Source organism: Maribellus comscasis (assembly GCF_009762775.1).
Taxonomy (GTDB): Bacteria; Bacteroidota; Bacteroidia; order Bacteroidales; family Prolixibacteraceae; genus Draconibacterium; species Draconibacterium comscasis.
This window is the reverse complement of record NZ_CP046401.1, coordinates 3652889-3671013: the sequence shown is the minus strand read 5'-3', so window position 1 is coordinate 3671013 and position 18125 is coordinate 3652889. Positions and strand designations below refer to the sequence as shown.

The window sequence follows — 18125 nt, the reverse complement described above, 5'->3', positions numbered from 1 at the left end:
CCGAGCTTTATATAATTTGAAAATTTTAAACTCTTTGATTATTTAACTTCGCCGTTGGCAATTAACCACTCCGCAATTTGAACTGCATTTAAAGCGGCGCCTTTTTTAATTTGATCGCCCACGCACCAGAAAGTGATACTATTTGGATCTGTAACGTCCTGACGAATTCTCCCCACATAAACATCATCTTTACCGGAAACAAACAGCGGCATTGGGTATTCTTTTTCCGCCGGATTATCGATAACAGTAAGTCCTTCAAATTTTCTAAATGCATCCTTTACTTCCTGAACAGAGAGAGGCTTCTCTGTTTCCACCCAAATCGCTTCAGAGTGTGCCCGGGCAACCGGAATACGAACACAAGTGGCACTCACTTCAGCATCGGTATGCATAATTTTTTTGGTCTCCCAGTTCATCTTCATTTCTTCCTTTGTATAATCATTTTCAAGGAAAACGTCGATGTGCGGAATAATATTCATAGCCAACTGGTAAGGGAATTTATTGATTGTTACATCCTTTCCGTTTGCTACTTCCTGAACCTGTTGTTCCAACTCAGCAATTCCCTGAGCTCCGGCCCCACTTGCCGCCTGGTATGTAGCAACACGAACTCTTTTTATTTTTGACAGCTCCTCAACAGGCTTCAGTGCCACAACCATCTGAATAGTAGAACAATTCGGATTCGCAATAATATTTCTTGGCCGAACTTTTGCATCTTCAGGATTTACTTCAGGAACAACCAACGGAACATCGTCGTCGTAACGAAATGCGCTGGAGTTATCAATCATTATCGCGCCGTGTTTGGTAATTGTAGTTGCAAATTCCTTTGAAATACCGGCACCGGCTGAAGTCAGGGCAATATCAATATCCTTAAAATCGTCGCCATGCTTTAATTCCTTTACTGTTAGTTTCTTTCCTTTAAATTCATATTCATTTCCGGCACTTCTCGCCGAACCAAATAAAACTAACTCGTCGAGCGGGAAATTCCGCTCCTGCAACACCTGGAGAAACTCCTGCCCCACAGCGCCGCTGGCTCCTACAATTGCAACTTTCATCGTAAACTCTTTAATTAAAATTAAGTCTGCTTTATTAATTTAATTGCGGTAAAATTAGTATTTTGCCTGTAAATGCAAATGTCATGGTTCAGAATATCCTCAAATTCTTAACAATCAGTTTGCTCATCTCTCCCAATATATCAAATTCACAGGAAATCTGGAGAGAAAACTTTATGGTGCCCGAAAAAGGCGTTTGGGGAAGTAACGATGCCTCTTCAATAAAAACTGATTTTAAAGGAGTTTCAACCTGGACGCTTGACTACACAAACATCCGGTTAAAAGACTCTAACGACTATGCCAAGACGGTCTCCACATCCGGTGGGCGGTTTGAATGCAGAGATATTGACGGCGAAGTCGTTTGGAGTTCTGAAGAGATTGATATTTCGAATTTCGAGAATGTTTCGATCCAACTTACGGCGCAGGAGACAGGAAGTGGCGAAAATAAATCGACAAAATATCTGAAAGCATATTACAAATTGAATTCAACTGCTGAAATTCCTTTTGAAATAAATGGTGAAAAATATGGAGGTTGGGGAACGGATACAGTTTTTCAGTCAGGATTAAATGGCAACAAGTTACAGATTGTTGTATATATTTGTAATTTCTACTCTGCCGACAAAGTTATTCTGGATGAAATTATTGTTTCAGCAAAACCAAAAGAGTATCCGCCGGCGCAACCGGGAGATATTGTCATCAATGAAATTTTATTCAACCCCTTTCCTGATGGTGAAGATTATGTAGAAATCTATAATAATTCCAAAAACGAATTTCCACTGAAAGACCTTTTTCTGGCATCGCGCGACAACGATTTTCAACTCACACAGATTTATAGTTTGGCAGGCTCAAAATACCTTTTGCAGCCCTATAGCTTTTTGGCAGTTACAAAAGACACAAATGCCATTTTTCCCTTCTATTTTATTGAATGTGCAGATTGTTTTCAACAAATAGCAAAAATGCCGTCCTACAACAACGATGAAGATGTTGTTGTTTTGTTAAATAAAGACACAGAAATAATTGACGAATTTTTTTATTCCGAAGATTTACATATTCCCTGGCTTGCCGATGTTGACGGCGTTTCATTGGAACGAATCGCTGTTTCAACAGAAACAAACCTGCCGAAAAACTGGACTTCTGCCAGTTCTGAATCCGGCTATGGAACACCGGGCTACAAAAACTCGCAAGTCGGCAATCAAAACATTGCGAAGCCCAAAGTAACATTTGAACCCGAAGCATTCTCCCCCAACTTTGATGGATTTAACGATGAATACAAAATACGTTACGAACTTGACAAACCCGGCTATGTTGGAAACGTAAAGATTTTTGACTCAAAAGGACATTTTGTTTTGCAGCTTGTAAAAAATGAAATTTTAGGAACAGCCGGGGAACTAACATGGAACGGAAAAGACGAAACCGGGCAACGTCAACCTTTGGGAGTGTATATAACTCTTGTTGAAATTTTTGATTCCAACGGACAAGTATTTCGGTTTAAAGATGGTGTTGTTTTAACTGATTTATTGGAATAGGCACAGCTTTTCTAAGTTTATTTTAAACAATTTAAACTTGATCCATATTGTTGCCTAAGATGCTTAGGTATATCTATATTTTCTTATCTTTACTTCATGCAAAAAAATCAGTTATACAAAGGAAGCCTTTCAACCGTAGTTTTGAAATTATTAACCGATAATGAAAAAATGTATGGCTACCAGATTACCCGCGAAGTAGAGAAAATTACAGCAGGAGAGATGGTTATAACTGAAGGAGCGTTGTACCCCACCCTGCATAAACTGGAAGCTAAAGGATTATTGAGCGTAGAGATAAAAAAAGTAAATAATCGTCCCCGAAAGTATTATTTTCTAACCGAAAACGGAAAAAAAGAAACAGTGAGTTTGCTGAATGAGATGAAAGCTTTTATCCAAAATATGGATGTACTGTTAAACCCAAAAACTTCATTTGATGTATAAATCTTTAACCCAAAAACAAATCGGGAAACTTTTTGGGTTTTGCCTGAAAAACGAAATCTATGAATATGATTTACAAATTGAAATTGTAGATCACCTGGCTTCTTCAATTGAAGAACAGTGGGAAAAAGAGCCAAATCTTTCATTTAACCGGGCTTTAAAAAATGGGGTGAAAGGATTTGGCAAAAACGGGCTGCAAAAAATCGAACAAAAATTAAAAAAACAACTCCGGAAAAATTTTAACCGGATTATGTTCAACTATTTTCTTGAATACTTCAGATGGCCAAAATTAACAATTACCGTCGCACTCTTCTTTCTGTTTTTTACCGCATTAAGGATTTCTCCAAATAATTTTTGGATTCTCATTTTTGTAACTGCTCCTATTTCTGCTTTCAGTGTGTATTATTATTATTTCTTTTTTCCGAAAAAACTCGATATTCAAGATTCTGAAGGAAAATCATTTGCGCTTCTCGATTATTTAAAAAATATCAATACAAAAGCAGGCTCTGTAGTTCAGTTGCCATTTTTGATACTCATGTTCTCCAGCGAAACCTTATTACCTTATTCGAATGTTTTATGGCAAGAAGCTGGTATGGCTGCATTTTTTGCCATTCTTTTAGTGCTGCTTTACGGTCATTTCTTTTTCCTGCCACAAAAAATCAGGGAATATTTTTTCAAAAATTATCTCGAAACTGCCCAATAACTTCCAACTATGTGCCGAACCACAACACCAAAAGAAAGCGAAGAATTATTCAAAATATGCAAAAATAATACGATTGAATATTACGATGTTCAGATTGAATTTGTGGATCATCTGGCTTCGTTAATCGAAGAACAGTGGAAAAAACAGCCGGAAACCGATTTTGAGACTGCCTTGAAAAAACTTGGCACCTACAATTTTACACAAATCAAACTGCAAAAAGAAAATGAACTCAGTAAAAAATATAATCGGTTACTTTGGAAATATCTCCTTGATTTTTTTAGCTGGCCTAAAGTTATTATGACCCTGGCTTTTACCCTTGTTCTGGCAACAACGTTTAAGTTGGTAAAAAACGACATCTGGATCATTGCGCCTTACTTTGGTTACTATGGGGCTTTAACACTATTTGTGGGTTACTATTATTTTATCATTTTTCCGAAAAAATTCAAAACAGAAAAAGTAAACGGTAAGAAATTCTTGTTATTGGAACAATTAAAACGGTCGCAGTCGATGCCAATACTAATGGCTCAGATTCCCATTCAAATTCCAAATTTATGGAATATGTCGGAAATCACATTCATACAAAACACACTGGGTATCTTCACTATTTCGTTGCTTATAATTTTTTTTACTATATCAATGTTTGGTGAACTATTTTATATCCCTGAAAAAATAAAAGAACATTTCAAAGAGCAATTTCCGGAATTTGCTTTAAAATAAATGTAACTTTTAAAAAGAAAAGAAACTAACAACATAAACGATTTAGAAATTCAAAAACAAAAACACTCCTCTTACAATGAAACGAAACTTTTTTTACTTTGCCTGGCGCGAACTCACCCGATCGGCCTACCTGCGAAAAAATATGGCGGCCAAAGGGGTTTTGATTTTTTTAGCGCTTTACTTTTCTTTGGTTGCACTGGCAATGGGATTTAACCTGAGTGAACACCTTTCAGCAAATTTTCCGGATCAGTCGCAAATTTCAGCTTTCAACTCCCTCATTTTTATCTACGTAGGTTTTGAGTTGGTTATCCGAATTATGGTACAAAATCTTCCAACATTTGGATTTCAGCCTTTTCTGATTATCCCGGTAAAACGAAAACGGATTGCGCGTTACATGCTTAACAAATCGTTATTGCATTTCTTTAACTTTTTGCCCTTGTTTTTACTTCTGCCATTTACCTTTCGGGCGGCAGTACATGAACTGGAAACTCCCGTTTTATTTGCCTGGCTGGGCTCTTTATTTCTTATGATTTTTGTAAATCACTTTCTGGCCATTTATATTAAATGGCGAACCAACGAATCAGATTGGTTTTTCTATGGGTTCCTGACAGTGGCAGCCAGTATTTTTGCGATAGATTATTTTGAGGTATTTGACATTACCGCAAATTTTGGCAAACTATTCGATCTTATAGTCCGGAATCCGATTTACGTTGTTGTTTTTCCTCTTGCAATTATTGCACTTTATACGCTGAATAACAGGTATCTTCTTAACCGGTTTTATATCGACGAAATTTCGCAAAAGAAAAAAGAAACAAAAGCTTACGATTTCTCCTGGCTGAATCAAGTGGGTGAATACGGGAAAATGCTGTCGCTGGAAGTAAAAATGATCGCGCGAAACAAACGTCCGAGAACCAGTGCTATCATGTCAATCCTCTTTATCTTTTATGGACTGATAATCTATCAGGATGCCGATGTCAGGGAAATTCCCGAGGCTATCATGGCTTTTGGAGGAATGTTTATGACCGGAATTTTCAGCATGACCTACGGCCAGTTTTTTCCGGCATGGCACAGCAGATATTACCCCTTTTTAATGGCCCAAAATGTAAAAATGAAACAGGTATTACAATCTGCATTTTTCCTGATGGCAGTTACCAACATTATATTTTACCTCCTTTCCCTGGGCTACATGTATCTTTCACCCAAAGTACTTTATATTCATTTTGCAGTAATGCTTTATAATATCGGTGTAAATTCGTTTGTAATATTTGCACTGGGACTAAATAGCCGAAAATCTATAAATCTTGATGAGCGCGGCATGTTTAATTACCAGGGCATGGGTGCAACACAGTGGTTGATTGCTTTCCCTATTATATTTGGACCAATGGCTGTTTATGGATTACTTTCATGGACTATCGGAAACATTGGAGCCTATATTGTTTTAGGCAGTCTCGGATTAATTGGGATTATTTTACATCCACGTTTAATCGACTATTTCACAAAAGAATATTTAAAAAGAAAACACCGCATGATTGCGGCATATAAAAAGAGCTAGATGCCCCACCCCTCCAAAAGAGGGAGCGAAGCAATCCAAATTTTGAAAATTTTAATCTGAAAAATTAAACATCATGATACAAGTTAATAATTTACAAAAATCGTATAAAGAAACAGTTGTTCTGGATCTTCCGGAATTAAAAATTGAAAAAGGTGAAGTTTTTGGTCTTGTAGGAAATAACGGGGCCGGGAAAACCACATTTTTCTCATTGGTACTTGATTTAATTCGTGCCTCCAACGGAAATGTAACCATTGATAATATTCCGGTTTCAAAATCGGAAGAATGGAAATCGCGGACCAGTGCCTACATCGATGAAAGTTTTACCATCGGCTATCTTACACCCGATGAATATTTTAACTTTATTGGCGAACTGCGTGACATGAACGCCAACGACATTGCAAAATTCCTCGAAGAATTTGAAGATTTTTTCAATGATGAAATTATCGGGAAAAAGAAATTTATTCGTGATCTTTCCAAAGGAAACCAGAAGAAGGCAGGTGTTGTTGGCGCACTGATGGGCAATCCTGAACTTGTAATCCTCGATGAACCATTTGCCAACCTCGATCCAACATCGCAGTTTAAACTACGGAAAATCATCAAAGAATCTGCTTCTGAAAAAGGAAAAACTTTTATGATCTCAAGTCACGACCTTGACCACGTTGCCGATGTTTGTACCCGTATAGTTATTTTGGAAAAAGGGAAAGTAGTACGCGATGTACAAAAAACTGAAACCACACTGGCCGAACTTGAAGAATTTTTTACCGGTGTAAAAGCGGAAGCTTCATTTCACGACGAACTATAAAAGCATTATTATTGATATGGTTCATTAAGAGGTTGCCCAAAAAGTCATTTCATAATGGGATTAACTTACAATTCGTAAGTAACCGCTTTGTTTCTTACCCCTAAATCCCCTGTAGGGGACTTTAAACCTCCCTTTTCAGGGGAGGTTTGGAGGGGTAAAACGAAAGCCGGTTATAAAATGAAAGTTTCATTTCAATTTATTTTACTTTTTGGACAACCTCTTTTTCTGAAATAAACTTAAGTTTATATTTTACATTTTTAACGCAACCATTTACGCTGAATAATAATCTTCAAACTAAACTAAATCAGATGCAAACAAAAATTACCCTTACAAGCTTTCTTTTCTTATTTTCTTATTCAATCTTATTTTCTCAGGATTTTACTTTAGGAGTAGAAAATGGAATTAACTATTCCAACCTCCGTGGCGATATTTTCAATAACAACTGGCAGGCAAACCCCGGTCCTGTAAATGGTATTTTTGTAAAGTATTCTCTGGGCAAGTGGTTTACGCTTCAGTCGGGAACCAATTTTGTTTCTTTTACATACAAAAACCGGGATAGTAACGATTATTACTATTACACTGACGATTTTCATACGACCTACAGTTCAAGCAGTTACCGGAGCCCCTCTTCCATAGCGCCAACCGGAGGATATTACTACTATCCGGAGGAAACAAGCCTGAATTTTATACGACTTCCTTTACAGCTGAAATTTAAAACACAGGGAAAACTACATTTCGAAATAGGAGGAGGTGCTTATTACGCTTTTCTGGTTAATGACGAATACCGTGGCAAAGACAAAGATTTGTTTATCAATAAGTATGGTGAAGAATCATTGCCACCAATGACAGACTGGGGCTGGATTTTGTCGGCTGGGTTAAATTATTCTGTTTCCAACCGGCTGGAATTGAGTTTAAATGCTCAAACTATCTACGGACAGGAAGTGTATTTGGATGAAAATGAGGGAAAAAACGGAGCAACAGAAATCACCTTTGGCGTTGGATACAAATTATTTACCGGGACCAAAAATCAGAAACATGAGAAAAACGATTCTGCACGTAGCAATATTAGTTTGCTTCCTCACTCAGGAATATTACTTTCAACTACCGCAAACCCGAAATATCGCGACCAATATTCCTCTTCCCTTGGTTTTTCGTCAGGTGTTTCAGTGAGGTTTACTCTTGACCAAAACGTTTCCATAATTTCAGGTGCCTGGTACGAAAGAAAGGGTTATGGATTGGATTATGTAGGAGACAACACCTTTTTATACATGGAGCCCAAAGAAGGTGACAGTTATGTTCCAATATCAACAGAGGTTGATATTGACTATGTTACCATCCCGTTCCTTTTTGAATTTGATTTAGGAGGCACTTTTTCAAAAAAAATAAATTTTGGCTTGTATTATTCTTTTATGCAAAATGCAATGGTTAAAGGAGAAATAACAGAAACCTATTCCGGCACAACACAATATTCAATTCAAAAAAGGTACATCAATCACAATTTAGACGGAAGGTTTAGGCAAGCCGATTTCGGATTTGCAGGTGGAGTAAGATTTGAATATCCTGTATGGCAAAATACAGAACTCTTTTTTGGAGCTAACTGTGCTTTCGGATTTGAAGATATTCTTGATAAAGAATACGCGAAAGAACTTAATGCGGGCCAAAATCAAAAAATCCTGACATCGTCGTATTCCTTTGTGTTAGGTTTCACTTTTCAAACCCCTCAAAACTAAACAAAAATGAAAAAATCAGGACTATTTGTTTTAATGCTGATAATACTCGGTGCTTGTGAAAAATATCCCCTTTCAAACTCTGAAACACAAGAATGGTTGGGTTTTGGTGTTTCGGGAAACTATCAATCAGCCGAAGCAGGAAATTACCTCCCCGACAGTATTGGTATTGTTTTCGACAACCAGGCGGTATTACTGGAAAATGGCAATACATTCAAATTAGAATTTGACGTGATTGAAGGTGGAGGGACAGTTGATGAACCGGTTCTGTATTCCAACTTCAACTCCAACACACAAGGAAGATTATTTACCAGATGGAAACTGGGCACCGATTCAAACAACCAGGTAATAAAAGCAACATTTTATGATTCGAACGGAAAATACCTGACAGAAACAGAGTGGTATGCTACTGCCTATTTTACGAACGACTGGAATTCAGTTACCTCCACCCCTCTTTTGGGAATCCAGGACATGGTTTACGATACCATTCTTCAAAAATCGATGTTAATTTCAAACGGCCATCTTTATCAAAGTACTGACAAATTTTACAAATGGACTCCGGTTACTTTTCCTTTCTATCCAAACGTAAAAGAGCTGGAAATAAACACAACAGGAGAAATATTTGTAGCAGGCTGGAGCGGGACCTTATATAAAACTGAAGATTGGGGAGAAAACTGGTCGGAACTGGAAAATCCAATTCCTGACAATCACTACAACTACGAACTCACAATTACAAAGGAAGATTATATATGGGCAAACAAACAGGATTATGGTGTGTACTGTTCAAAAGACAATGGACTCACCTGGCAAAAAGATACAGCCGGCCTTGAAAATCAGGAAAGACTGGGTCGTATTTATTCTTTTGCTGATTCAGCCCATTTGGCAATTTCATATCATAATATGAAGATACTTCAGACCACTAACGACGGGCTTTCCTGGGAGCCGATAAATACTCCTGAATACTCGTCAACAATGTTTGTTACCGATGAAAACGAAATAATCGCACAAAACCAAAATGGTTTTAATCTGCATAAATCGGTTAACGGAGGGGAAACGTACAGAAAAGTTTTTTCCACCAGTGTTGCTTATGGCACTACCTCCATACATTGTTACCATAAGTTTGGAGATGATTATTATGTACTGGCGCCGGGAGGCGGAATTTGGAAAACAAAAGATTTTGAAAACTTCGAAAAACAAATTCTCTTCGACCGGCAAAGTTACTTATTTATCGACCACAGAGGGACAATTTATGCATGCGGATACAATTATTCCAACGCGCCGCCGGATCCGACACTAATTTACCCGGGAAAAGATTAATTACATTTGGTTTACTTTTTTTGTAAATTAGAGTTAAATTAATTTTATCCTGCATCCGTATGTCAAATGAAGAAACAAACAAAAAACAGGTAATTTCAAATATGGCGGCATTGTGTAGCCGCTCGGAGCAATGTTCTCCCGACATTTACAAAAAAGTTATTGCTGCTGGATTAACCGAAGACGAAGCTGTTGAAATACTGAATTATTTAAAACAAGAAAAGTACATTGATGACGAGCGATATGTGAACGCATACGTTGCCGAAAAATTCAAAATCAATAAATGGGGACGGATAAAAATGAAATATTATCTCCGCATGAAAGGCCTGCCCGATGACGTCATTCAAAGCGGATTAGAATCAATTGATGAAAAAAAATACATTGATCTTTTGCTAAAGACCATGAAAGAAAAAGCGCGGAAAATAAAAAATAAAAGCAAGTTTGAAAAAATGGGGCAGATTATCCGATACACCCAAAGTCGTGGTTTTGAACCTGAATTAATTCACCGATATATGAATATGGCGTTGACATGATTTTTTAGCTCATTTAAACTTAAAATTACTTCAGTCAATACACTTTTCCATCAAATGCTATAAAAAAAGTATCATATTTTTCTAAAACCATGCCTCTTATTTTTATAAAAAACGAATGTATATAAGGCCGTCTACAATTGTTAAGTTTCAGGACTAACATTAAAATCTTGAAGGCCCGGAATTAGTGCCTTTGAAACGAACAAAAAATGATAAAAAAAAATACCAAGATTCCCCGACAATCCATATTAAAAAAGGAAGAAGAAACTTTTGATTACATTGACAGTTTCCAAAGTCAGATATGCTCAAAAAATTTAAATATTAAAATATCCGAAATTTTAAATCTATTCCTTTACAATGGCCCAAAATGGATTGGCTTTTTACTTTCTGTGAGGGACAAAATTGCAGGATTATTTGGATTAAAAACTTCAAAAAAAAAGACAAAAAACCAGAAACCAAAAGAAAATATCAGCTACAAAACGGGCGACCAACTTGGAATTTTTAAGATTTTCGATAAGTCTGAGAATGAATTTATTTTAGGAGAAGATGACAAACATCTGAATTTTAAAGTGTCATTATTACTTGAACCAGGAAACAAAGAAATAAATGAAGCAAAAATATCAATCACTACGGCGGTTACATTCAATAACATTTTTGGAAAGATCTATTTCTTCCCGGTTAAACCATTCCACAGACTTATCGTTCAGAAAACACTAAAGCGTATCGTAAAAAATTTGGAAAACGAAATGCCGGAAAACAAAAAAGAATACAAGATACGTTAAAGGGAAAGAAAAGCACAAAGACACATTTGAAACCAAACACGGTATAAAACTGTTCTTTTAAAATTCATAGTAGGAGAAAAAATTAGGAGATTATGGCCTGAAAAGAGCAAAATAAACAATTGAAACAACTGATAAGCTGCGAAACAAACCTTTTCAAATTTATGCCAATATAATATGTAAAAAAAGAAAACAGGGATTAAGCACAACAAAAGAGCAAATTTCAGGGAAGGTGAACACTATTCTCAAACTGTTCTTAGGGAACATTTTAAGGTCTCTCTGCTTATTTCAATCGTTAAAAATTCAAATAAATGACAGACACGATTTTTTTCGACCTTGACGGAGTGATAATCAATTCAGAGCCTTTACACTGCAAAACAAAAGCACTGGCTTTGGATGCCTTTCAAATTCAATATCCGGAGGATATATTTGACAAATTCAAAGGTGTGCCGGAAGACAAATTTTTTATTTACGTTTCGGAACACCTGGATCCGCAGCACCGCCCCTATGCTTTGCTTCAGGTAAAACGCCAGGAAATCCTCGCTGATTTCCTTCCTGAATTGCCAACTGTTGAAGGTTTTTTTGACTTTTTTGAATTTATCAAAAACAAAAACTTTCGCAAAGCCCTGGTTACCTCGTCCACCGATCAGGAATTAAAAAACATTGACAAACACCTTGGTATTCTTTCTCTTTTCGACCAGATTGTTTCGGCTGATTTAACAAAATATCACAAACCGCATCCGGCACCCTACCTGAAAGCGTTGGAAATAATGCAAACAAAAACGGAAAACTGTGTTATTATTGAAGATGCGCCCAATGGAATTATTTCCGGGAAAAAAGCAGGCTGCAAAGTATATGCATTAACAACATCATTTAAAAAAGAAGAACTTGCCCAAGCGGGGGCCGACAAAATTTTTGATAATTACAAACAAATTAAAGAAACATTTTAGCATTGGACAAAAATCTGTTTTTAAGGATTCTTATTCGCAAGAAATTCTTGTTACCTTTGCATTCCAATTAAAGAAAGAGAGAAAACAGATGATTTTAAAAGAACAGGTAAAAGACATTACAGAGCGCCGGGATGCGCTGAGGAGGCATCTTTGACTACGATGCAAAACTAATTCAGCTACAGGAAGAAGAACTCAAAACACAGGATCCGGATTTCTGGAATAATCCAAAAGAAGCCGAAGCCCAAATGAAAAAAATCCGCACGATAAAAGTGTGGACTGACGGGTACAAAAATGTAAACCAGGCGGTTGAAGATTTTCTGGTTTTATATGAATTTTTCGAGGCGGAAGAAGCGACCGAAGAAGAAACCGATAAAGCATTTGCAGACACCCTCGAAAAAATAGAAGAACTTGAAGCCAAAAATATGCTTCGGAACGAAGAGGATCGTCTGGGGGCTGTTTTAAAAATAAATGCCGGTGCCGGTGGAACTGAAAGCAACGACTGGGCAGATATGCTTTTTCGTATGTATACCCGTTGGGCGGAGCAAAATGGCTACAAACTCAAAATTTCGGATATGCAGCCCGGTGATGAAGTTGGAATAAAAAGCTGCACACTCGAAATTGAAGGCGATTATGCTTACGGATATTTAAAAAGCGAAAACGGTGTTCACCGGCTTGTCCGGCTTTCTCCGTTTAATGCACAAAATAAACGTATGACTTCATTCACATCGGTGTATGTCGCCCCGTTAATCGACGACAGCATTGAAATTGAAGTTAATCCGACAGACATTACCTGGGATACTTTTCGAAGTGGCGGCGCAGGCGGGCAGAATGTAAATAAAGTGGAAACCGGCGTACGTTTACGACATGCACCGTCGGGAATTATTATTGAAAATACAGAAAGCCGCTCGCAACTGGGGAATAAGGAGAATGCCCTTCGCTTGTTAAAATCTCAACTTTACGAATTGGAACTTCGTAAACGCCGCGAAAAAACCATGGAAATTGAGTCACAAAAAAAGAAAATTGAATGGGGCTCTCAAATCCGATCGTATGTTTTGCAACCCTACAAAATGGTAAAAGATATACGTACCAGTTATGAAACCGGAAATGTAGATGCCGTTTTAGACGGTGAACTCGAAGGGTTTATAAAAGCCTATCTTATGCAATTTGGAGGAGAATAGTTTTATAAATCTCTTTTTTGTTTGAAATTTCATCAGGTTTTCTGATATTCGAAAAGTTACCAATAAGTTTTATAAAAATGTATTCAGATCAGCATTTCACAAACAGGGAAATAAGTTGGCTTTCGTTTAATGAGCGGGTTTTACAGGAAGCTGAGGATCCGAATACACCCTTATTTGAACGCATCCGGTTTATTGGTATTTTCTCAAACAATCTTGATGAGTTTTTCAGGGTACGTGTGGCGACTGTCCGAAGAATGGTCGATTTGGGAAAAGATGAAGAAAATTTACTTGGAAATTACACTCCAAGGGATTTGCATGACAAAATTCAGGAAATTGTTATTTCTCAGCAAAACAAGGTTCAGGAGATTTTCAAAAATATCTTTGAAGAACTCAGGGAAAATAATATCTTCCTTATAAACGAAAAAGAACTCAACCATGCGCATGGTGTTTTTGTAAAAAAATATTTTTACGAAACGGTGCTCCCCAACCTTGTTCCGATAATGCTGAACAAAAAAAATAAGTTTCCCTACTTGCGCGACCGCTCAGCATACCTTGCCGTTAAACTTTCCCAAAAATCAGACCCGGAGGATTACGCTTATTCTCTGATTCGGATACCCGGCAGATCGGTGCCGCGGTTTCTTGTATTGCCCAAAAACGGCAAAAAGAAATATGTGATAATGCTCGACGATGTCATCAGGTTTTGTTTGAATGATTTATTTTTCTATTTCGATTATGATGTTCATGAAGCTTACACCATAAAAATCACAAGGGATGCAGAACTCGATATCGACGATGATATCTCGAAAAGTTTTATGGAAAAAATGAGCCACAGTCTCAAAAAAAGAAAAACCGGCAAACCTGTACGTCTGCTTTACGATCGCGAAATGCCCGATGATTTGAGAAATTTTATTTTCAAAAAGATAAAAATTGATGCTGAGGAAAATGCCATTCCCGGTGGGAGGTACCACAACCATAAGGACTTTATGGAATTTCCGGAAATTGGAAAGAAAAAACACTATTATCCGAAGCTGCCACCTTTTCTCCATAAAGATTTACGACCCAATACAAGTGTTCTGAAAATTCTTCGCAGGAAAGATGTGATGTTACATTATCCTTACCAAACATTTAATCACTTTATCGACTTCTTGCGCGAGGCTGCAATTGACCCACAGGTAAAGGAAATTGGAATTACAATCTACCGTGTGGCATCTAATTCGAAAGTAGTTAATGCACTTTTGAATGCAATCCGGAACGGAAAAGCAGTTACCGTTGTAATTGAGCTCCAGGCGCGTTTTGATGAAGAGGCTAACATTTTCTGGTCGAATAAGCTGCAGGAAGAAGGAGCCAATGTAATTAACGGAGTACCCGGAATGAAAGTACACAGTAAACTGGCCTGGGTAAAACGTAAAGAAAATAACACATACAAAAACTACGCATACATTGGTACCGGCAATTTTCATGAAGGAACTGCACGGGTTTACGCTGACGAGGGGCTAATGACATCAGATCCCCGGCTGGCTGATGAAGTGGAAAAAGTGTTCGAATTTTTCAAACACAACTACAAACAGTTCAACTACAAGCATCTGATTGTAAGCCCCTTTTACATGCGCGATTTTTTCAACGAATGTATCGATCGCGAAATAGAACTCGCCCGAAAAGGGAAAAAAGCCTGGATGATTTTAAAAATGAACAGCCTTATTGCCCCACGCATGATGAAAAAATTGTATCAGGCAAATCAGGAGGGAGTAAAAATTCAATTGATTGTCCGCGGTATTTTTGGCATGCAGGTGGGAATAAAAGGGCTGAGTGAAAACATTTCAGCGATAAGCATAGTTGATAAATACCTGGAGCATTCGCGTATTTTTCTGTTTGGAAATGGCGGAAACGAAAGAATGTTTATTTCTTCGGCCGACTGGATGCCACGAAACCTGAACAGGAGAATTGAAGTAGCCTGCCCGATTTACGATAAAGAGATTAAAACGGAACTAAAGGAAATGCTTCAAATTCAATTAAAAGACAATGTAAAAGCCCGTATTCTGGACCCGGAATTATTAAATAAATACAATACAGGAACTCCCGGAAAAAAATATCGTGCACAAGAAGACTATTATAATTTTATAAAAAGCAAACACCATATCGTCATGAAAATATATCATAATCCACGCTGTGCCAAAAGTCGGGCAGGGCTAAAATATTTGGAAGAAAAGGGATACGATATTGAAATAAAAAAATACCTCATCGATGGACTTACTGAAGGAGAGTTAAAAGAAATTATTTCGAAAACCGGAGAAAAACCTGTCACCTTTGTTCGCACACAGGAAAAAGAATACAAGGAAAACTACAAAGGCAAAAATCTTTCGGATGAGGAATGGATAAAAGTGCTGGCTGAACACCCGAGATTGCTTCAACGTCCGATTGTAGTGAACGGCAACAAAGCTGTTTTGGCAAATCCTCCCGAAAATGTCGAGGAAATAATTTAATTGATTTGCAGCCGGCTCTGCAATCCCTTAATTTCCGCTTCCAACTTGCTGCGCCGCTTAATCGCTTTTGAAAGTGCCAGTGCATCACGAACGGCTTCCTTGTCATAGGTTTCAAGGATAATGTAATAGTATTCTTTCCCAAGGAAAACAGCTTTCAGGCGCCGGTCAACATTACCGGATATAAACTCCAGCACGTCGTTGTATTTGCCATTTCGGTACGACACCTTTTCCCATTTTAGCTCCATAAAATCGCTGTGGTGGTTGTTTACATCTCCCAGAGGGATGGTATCTGTTTTGGCATCGTCTCCCTGATCATACACCCGCAAAGCTACATGGTTCAACCAGTGATCTCCGTAATAATTGCTACTTAAGTAAATTTCTCCCCGCTCATCAAGATGAACCTGAATATACGAACGATCCCAGGCGCGTTCAAAAGTTTGACGTTTATGAATGTATTGTGTGTACCTGTCGAATTGTGTCTTTTCTTTTTTAAATCCTTTTTCCAGATCAACTATTTGTACTTTTACCGAATCCAGTTCTGCTTCCTTTTTTTGAAGCAAATCAAAACCAACCTCACTCGCCAGATTCTTGGCAGCATTGGCAGAATACATCGCTTCAGGATATAATTTCGGAATACTGTCTAAGTGAAGCAAAGCACCGACAGTGTCATTCTTCTCCAGTAACGATTTAGCCAGGTTAAGTTTCACCCTTGCTTTTTCTTCGTCCGATGGTCCGCATGCAACAAAAACAGCAAGTAAAAAAAACGCGATAACAGGAAATTTAAACCTCATTTTTTATTGTTTTGCACAAAATTACTATTTTATCTGAATAACGAAACAAAGGCTACAATGATTACTAATTCGGTCAATTTTTTTAAAAAACAGTCGGTTGAACCGCTCAGCGAGTCATACAAATTAATCGTTGCGAGCTGGAAAATCAGCAACCCAAACAACATGGGGCATATTATTCGAATGGGACATAACCTAGGTGCGGAAAGGGTTCTTTTTATCGATGATAAGATTCAGAAACGCGAATCAAAAATCAGAAAAACAGCAGGTTTTTCTTTTGAACAACAATCCTGGGAAATTATAAACGAAGAAAAATTCTCATCCGTAATTTCAGGCGGGTATCGATTTGTTGTTTTGGAGACCTGTGAAAATTCCAAAAATATTTACGAAGTTGAACTTCCTGAAAAAATGATTTTGCTGGGCGGAAATGAATCTCATGGTTTACCTGAAAACATTATCAATAAAAGTGAACTACAAATTTATATTCCAATGCCCGGCGGTTGTAAATCGATGAATATTTCTCATGCGTTAGGCGTTGCCTCTTTTGAGTGGTATCGACAAACTTTAAGAAATAACTGCTTTCTTCCTAAATTATAGTCAATAGGCGCTTTATTTCATGGATTATTTCTAATTTTAAAACAAAATAACGCGCCATGATCACCTTAACCCAATTGGAATACATTGTTGCGGTTGATACCTACCGGCATTTTGGAAAGGCAGCCGAACATTGTTTTATTACTCAACCCACACTTTCCATGCAAATTAAAAAGCTGGAAGAAGATTTGGAGATAATCATTTTTGACCGGAGCAAACAACCTCTCATACCAACTGATGTAGGCCAGCGAATTATTGAACAGGCGCGTGTTGTTCTGAAACAAACCGATGAAATAAATAATATTGTTAAGGACCACAAAAATCAGGTTTCCGGTTTATTGCGCGTGGGTATAATTCCAACATTAGCTCCATATCTTTTACCCATTTTTATTGGAAAATACAAAAAAAAGTATCCCAATATTTTTATTAAAGTTGTAGAACAAACAACTGAAAATATTGTAGAACTCCTTAATAAAGATTTAATTGACGTTGGAATTCTGGTTACGCCACTAAAAGAGGATAAAATAAACGAAAAACCAATTTTCTACGAAGAAATGCTGATTTATGCCAATGCAGGTCATAAACTTCATAAACAAAAAGAAATTACTTTAAAAGACATAGCAACACCTGAAATTTGGTTGCTGAGTGACGGACATTGTTTCCGCGACCAGGTGATTAATCTTTGTTCATTTTTAGGAACGACCGACAGTAAACTTCCTTTCCATTTTGAAGCCGGCTCGTTGGAAACGCTAATGAATATTGTGGACAGAGAAGGTGGAATCACGTTGATTCCTGAATTGGCTAAAGACGGGATGTCGCCACAACGGGCCAATAATGTAAAGTCGTTTACTAATTTCAAACCTTTGCGTGAAGTAAGTCTGGTTTATTCAAGGCATTTTGCAAAACATAAACTTATCAACCTGCTTTGGCGTGAAATAAGGGAAGATATTCCGGTTGAACTTCAGGATGACAAACGGGGAACAATAGTGGAGTGGAAATAGAGC

17 protein-coding genes are annotated in these 18125 nt (G+C 37.5%); 15 read left to right on the top strand and 2 right to left on the bottom strand.

From position 1 onward, the window contains the following. Window positions 1–38: 38 nt before the first annotated feature. Complete coding sequence (locus GM418_RS14460) at window positions 39–1049, bottom strand: aspartate-semialdehyde dehydrogenase (RefSeq protein WP_158867499.1); 1011 nt, start codon at window positions 1047–1049, stop codon at window positions 39–41. 83 nt (window positions 1050–1132) lie between these two features. Here GM418_RS14460 and GM418_RS14455 point away from each other — a divergent pair, with 83 nt between their 5' ends. From GM418_RS14455 to ppk1, 13 genes are all read left to right on the top strand, one after another. Beyond that, on the top strand, window positions 1133–2572 hold the full coding sequence (locus tag GM418_RS14455; RefSeq protein WP_158867497.1) for a lamin tail domain-containing protein: 1440 nt from the start codon (window positions 1133–1135) through the stop codon (window positions 2570–2572). A gap of 96 nt (window positions 2573–2668) precedes the next feature. Next, window positions 2669–3010 (top strand): PadR family transcriptional regulator, encoded by a 342-nt coding sequence (locus tag GM418_RS14450; protein WP_158867495.1) that lies wholly within the window; start codon window positions 2669–2671, stop codon window positions 3008–3010. Next, window positions 3003–3710 (top strand): hypothetical protein, encoded by a 708-nt coding sequence (locus tag GM418_RS14445; RefSeq protein ID WP_158867493.1) that lies wholly within the window; start codon window positions 3003–3005, stop codon window positions 3708–3710. Before GM418_RS14450 ends, GM418_RS14445 begins: the two co-directional genes overlap by 8 nt. A gap of 9 nt (window positions 3711–3719) precedes the next feature. Continuing rightward, window positions 3720–4427, top strand: a complete 708-nt coding sequence (locus tag GM418_RS14440) for a hypothetical protein (RefSeq protein WP_158867491.1) — start codon at window positions 3720–3722, stop codon at window positions 4425–4427. Window positions 4428–4503: 76 nt separating this feature from the next. Beyond that, complete coding sequence (locus GM418_RS14435; protein ID WP_158867489.1) at window positions 4504–5979, top strand: DUF5687 family protein; 1476 nt, start codon at window positions 4504–4506, stop codon at window positions 5977–5979. A gap of 73 nt (window positions 5980–6052) precedes the next feature. Next, window positions 6053–6781, top strand: a complete 729-nt coding sequence (locus tag GM418_RS14430; RefSeq protein ID WP_158867487.1) for an ABC transporter ATP-binding protein — start codon at window positions 6053–6055, stop codon at window positions 6779–6781. Between the two features lie 308 nt (window positions 6782–7089). Next, a complete protein-coding gene (locus tag GM418_RS14425) occupies window positions 7090–8511 on the top strand; it encodes an outer membrane beta-barrel protein (protein ID WP_158867485.1) in 1422 nt (473 codons plus the stop codon). Between the two features lie 6 nt (window positions 8512–8517). After that, entirely contained in the window at window positions 8518–9825 is a 1308-nt protein-coding gene (locus GM418_RS14420; protein ID WP_158867483.1) for a sialidase family protein, read from the top strand. Window positions 9826–9884: 59 nt separating this feature from the next. After that, window positions 9885–10355: a regulatory protein RecX gene (locus GM418_RS14415; RefSeq protein WP_158867481.1), complete on the top strand. Its 471-nt coding sequence runs from the start codon at window positions 9885–9887 to the stop codon at window positions 10353–10355. A 206-nt stretch (window positions 10356–10561) separates the two neighbouring features. Further along, window positions 10562–11134, top strand: a complete 573-nt coding sequence (locus GM418_RS14410; protein ID WP_158867479.1) for a DUF2867 domain-containing protein — start codon at window positions 10562–10564, stop codon at window positions 11132–11134. 308 nt (window positions 11135–11442) lie between these two features. After that, on the top strand, window positions 11443–12081 hold the full coding sequence (locus tag GM418_RS14405) for an HAD family hydrolase (RefSeq protein WP_158867477.1): 639 nt from the start codon (window positions 11443–11445) through the stop codon (window positions 12079–12081). 88 nt (window positions 12082–12169) lie between these two features. Further along, a protein-coding gene (prfB, locus tag GM418_RS14400) for a peptide chain release factor 2 (protein WP_158867475.1) occupies window positions 12170–13259 on the top strand; the annotation gives its coding sequence in 2 pieces (ribosomal slippage) (window positions 12170–12232 and window positions 12234–13259; 1089 coding nt in all). A gap of 77 nt (window positions 13260–13336) precedes the next feature. Further along, a complete protein-coding gene (gene ppk1, locus GM418_RS14395) occupies window positions 13337–15739 on the top strand; it encodes a polyphosphate kinase 1 (protein ID WP_158867473.1) in 2403 nt (800 codons plus the stop codon). On the opposite strand, the gene GM418_RS14390 is transcribed toward ppk1, so the two are convergent. Then, a complete protein-coding gene (locus GM418_RS14390) occupies window positions 15736–16530 on the bottom strand; it encodes a hypothetical protein (RefSeq protein ID WP_158867471.1) in 795 nt (264 codons plus the stop codon). The genes ppk1 and GM418_RS14390 overlap by 4 nt on opposite strands. 57 nt (window positions 16531–16587) lie before the next feature. Between GM418_RS14390 and GM418_RS14385 the strand changes: the two genes are divergently transcribed. Further along, entirely contained in the window at window positions 16588–17124 is a 537-nt protein-coding gene (locus GM418_RS14385; protein ID WP_158867470.1) for a TrmH family RNA methyltransferase, read from the top strand. Window positions 17125–17180: 56 nt separating this feature from the next. After that, window positions 17181–18122, top strand: a complete 942-nt coding sequence (locus GM418_RS14380) for a hydrogen peroxide-inducible genes activator (RefSeq protein ID WP_158867468.1) — start codon at window positions 17181–17183, stop codon at window positions 18120–18122. The last annotated feature ends 3 nt before the right edge of the window (window positions 18123–18125 follow it).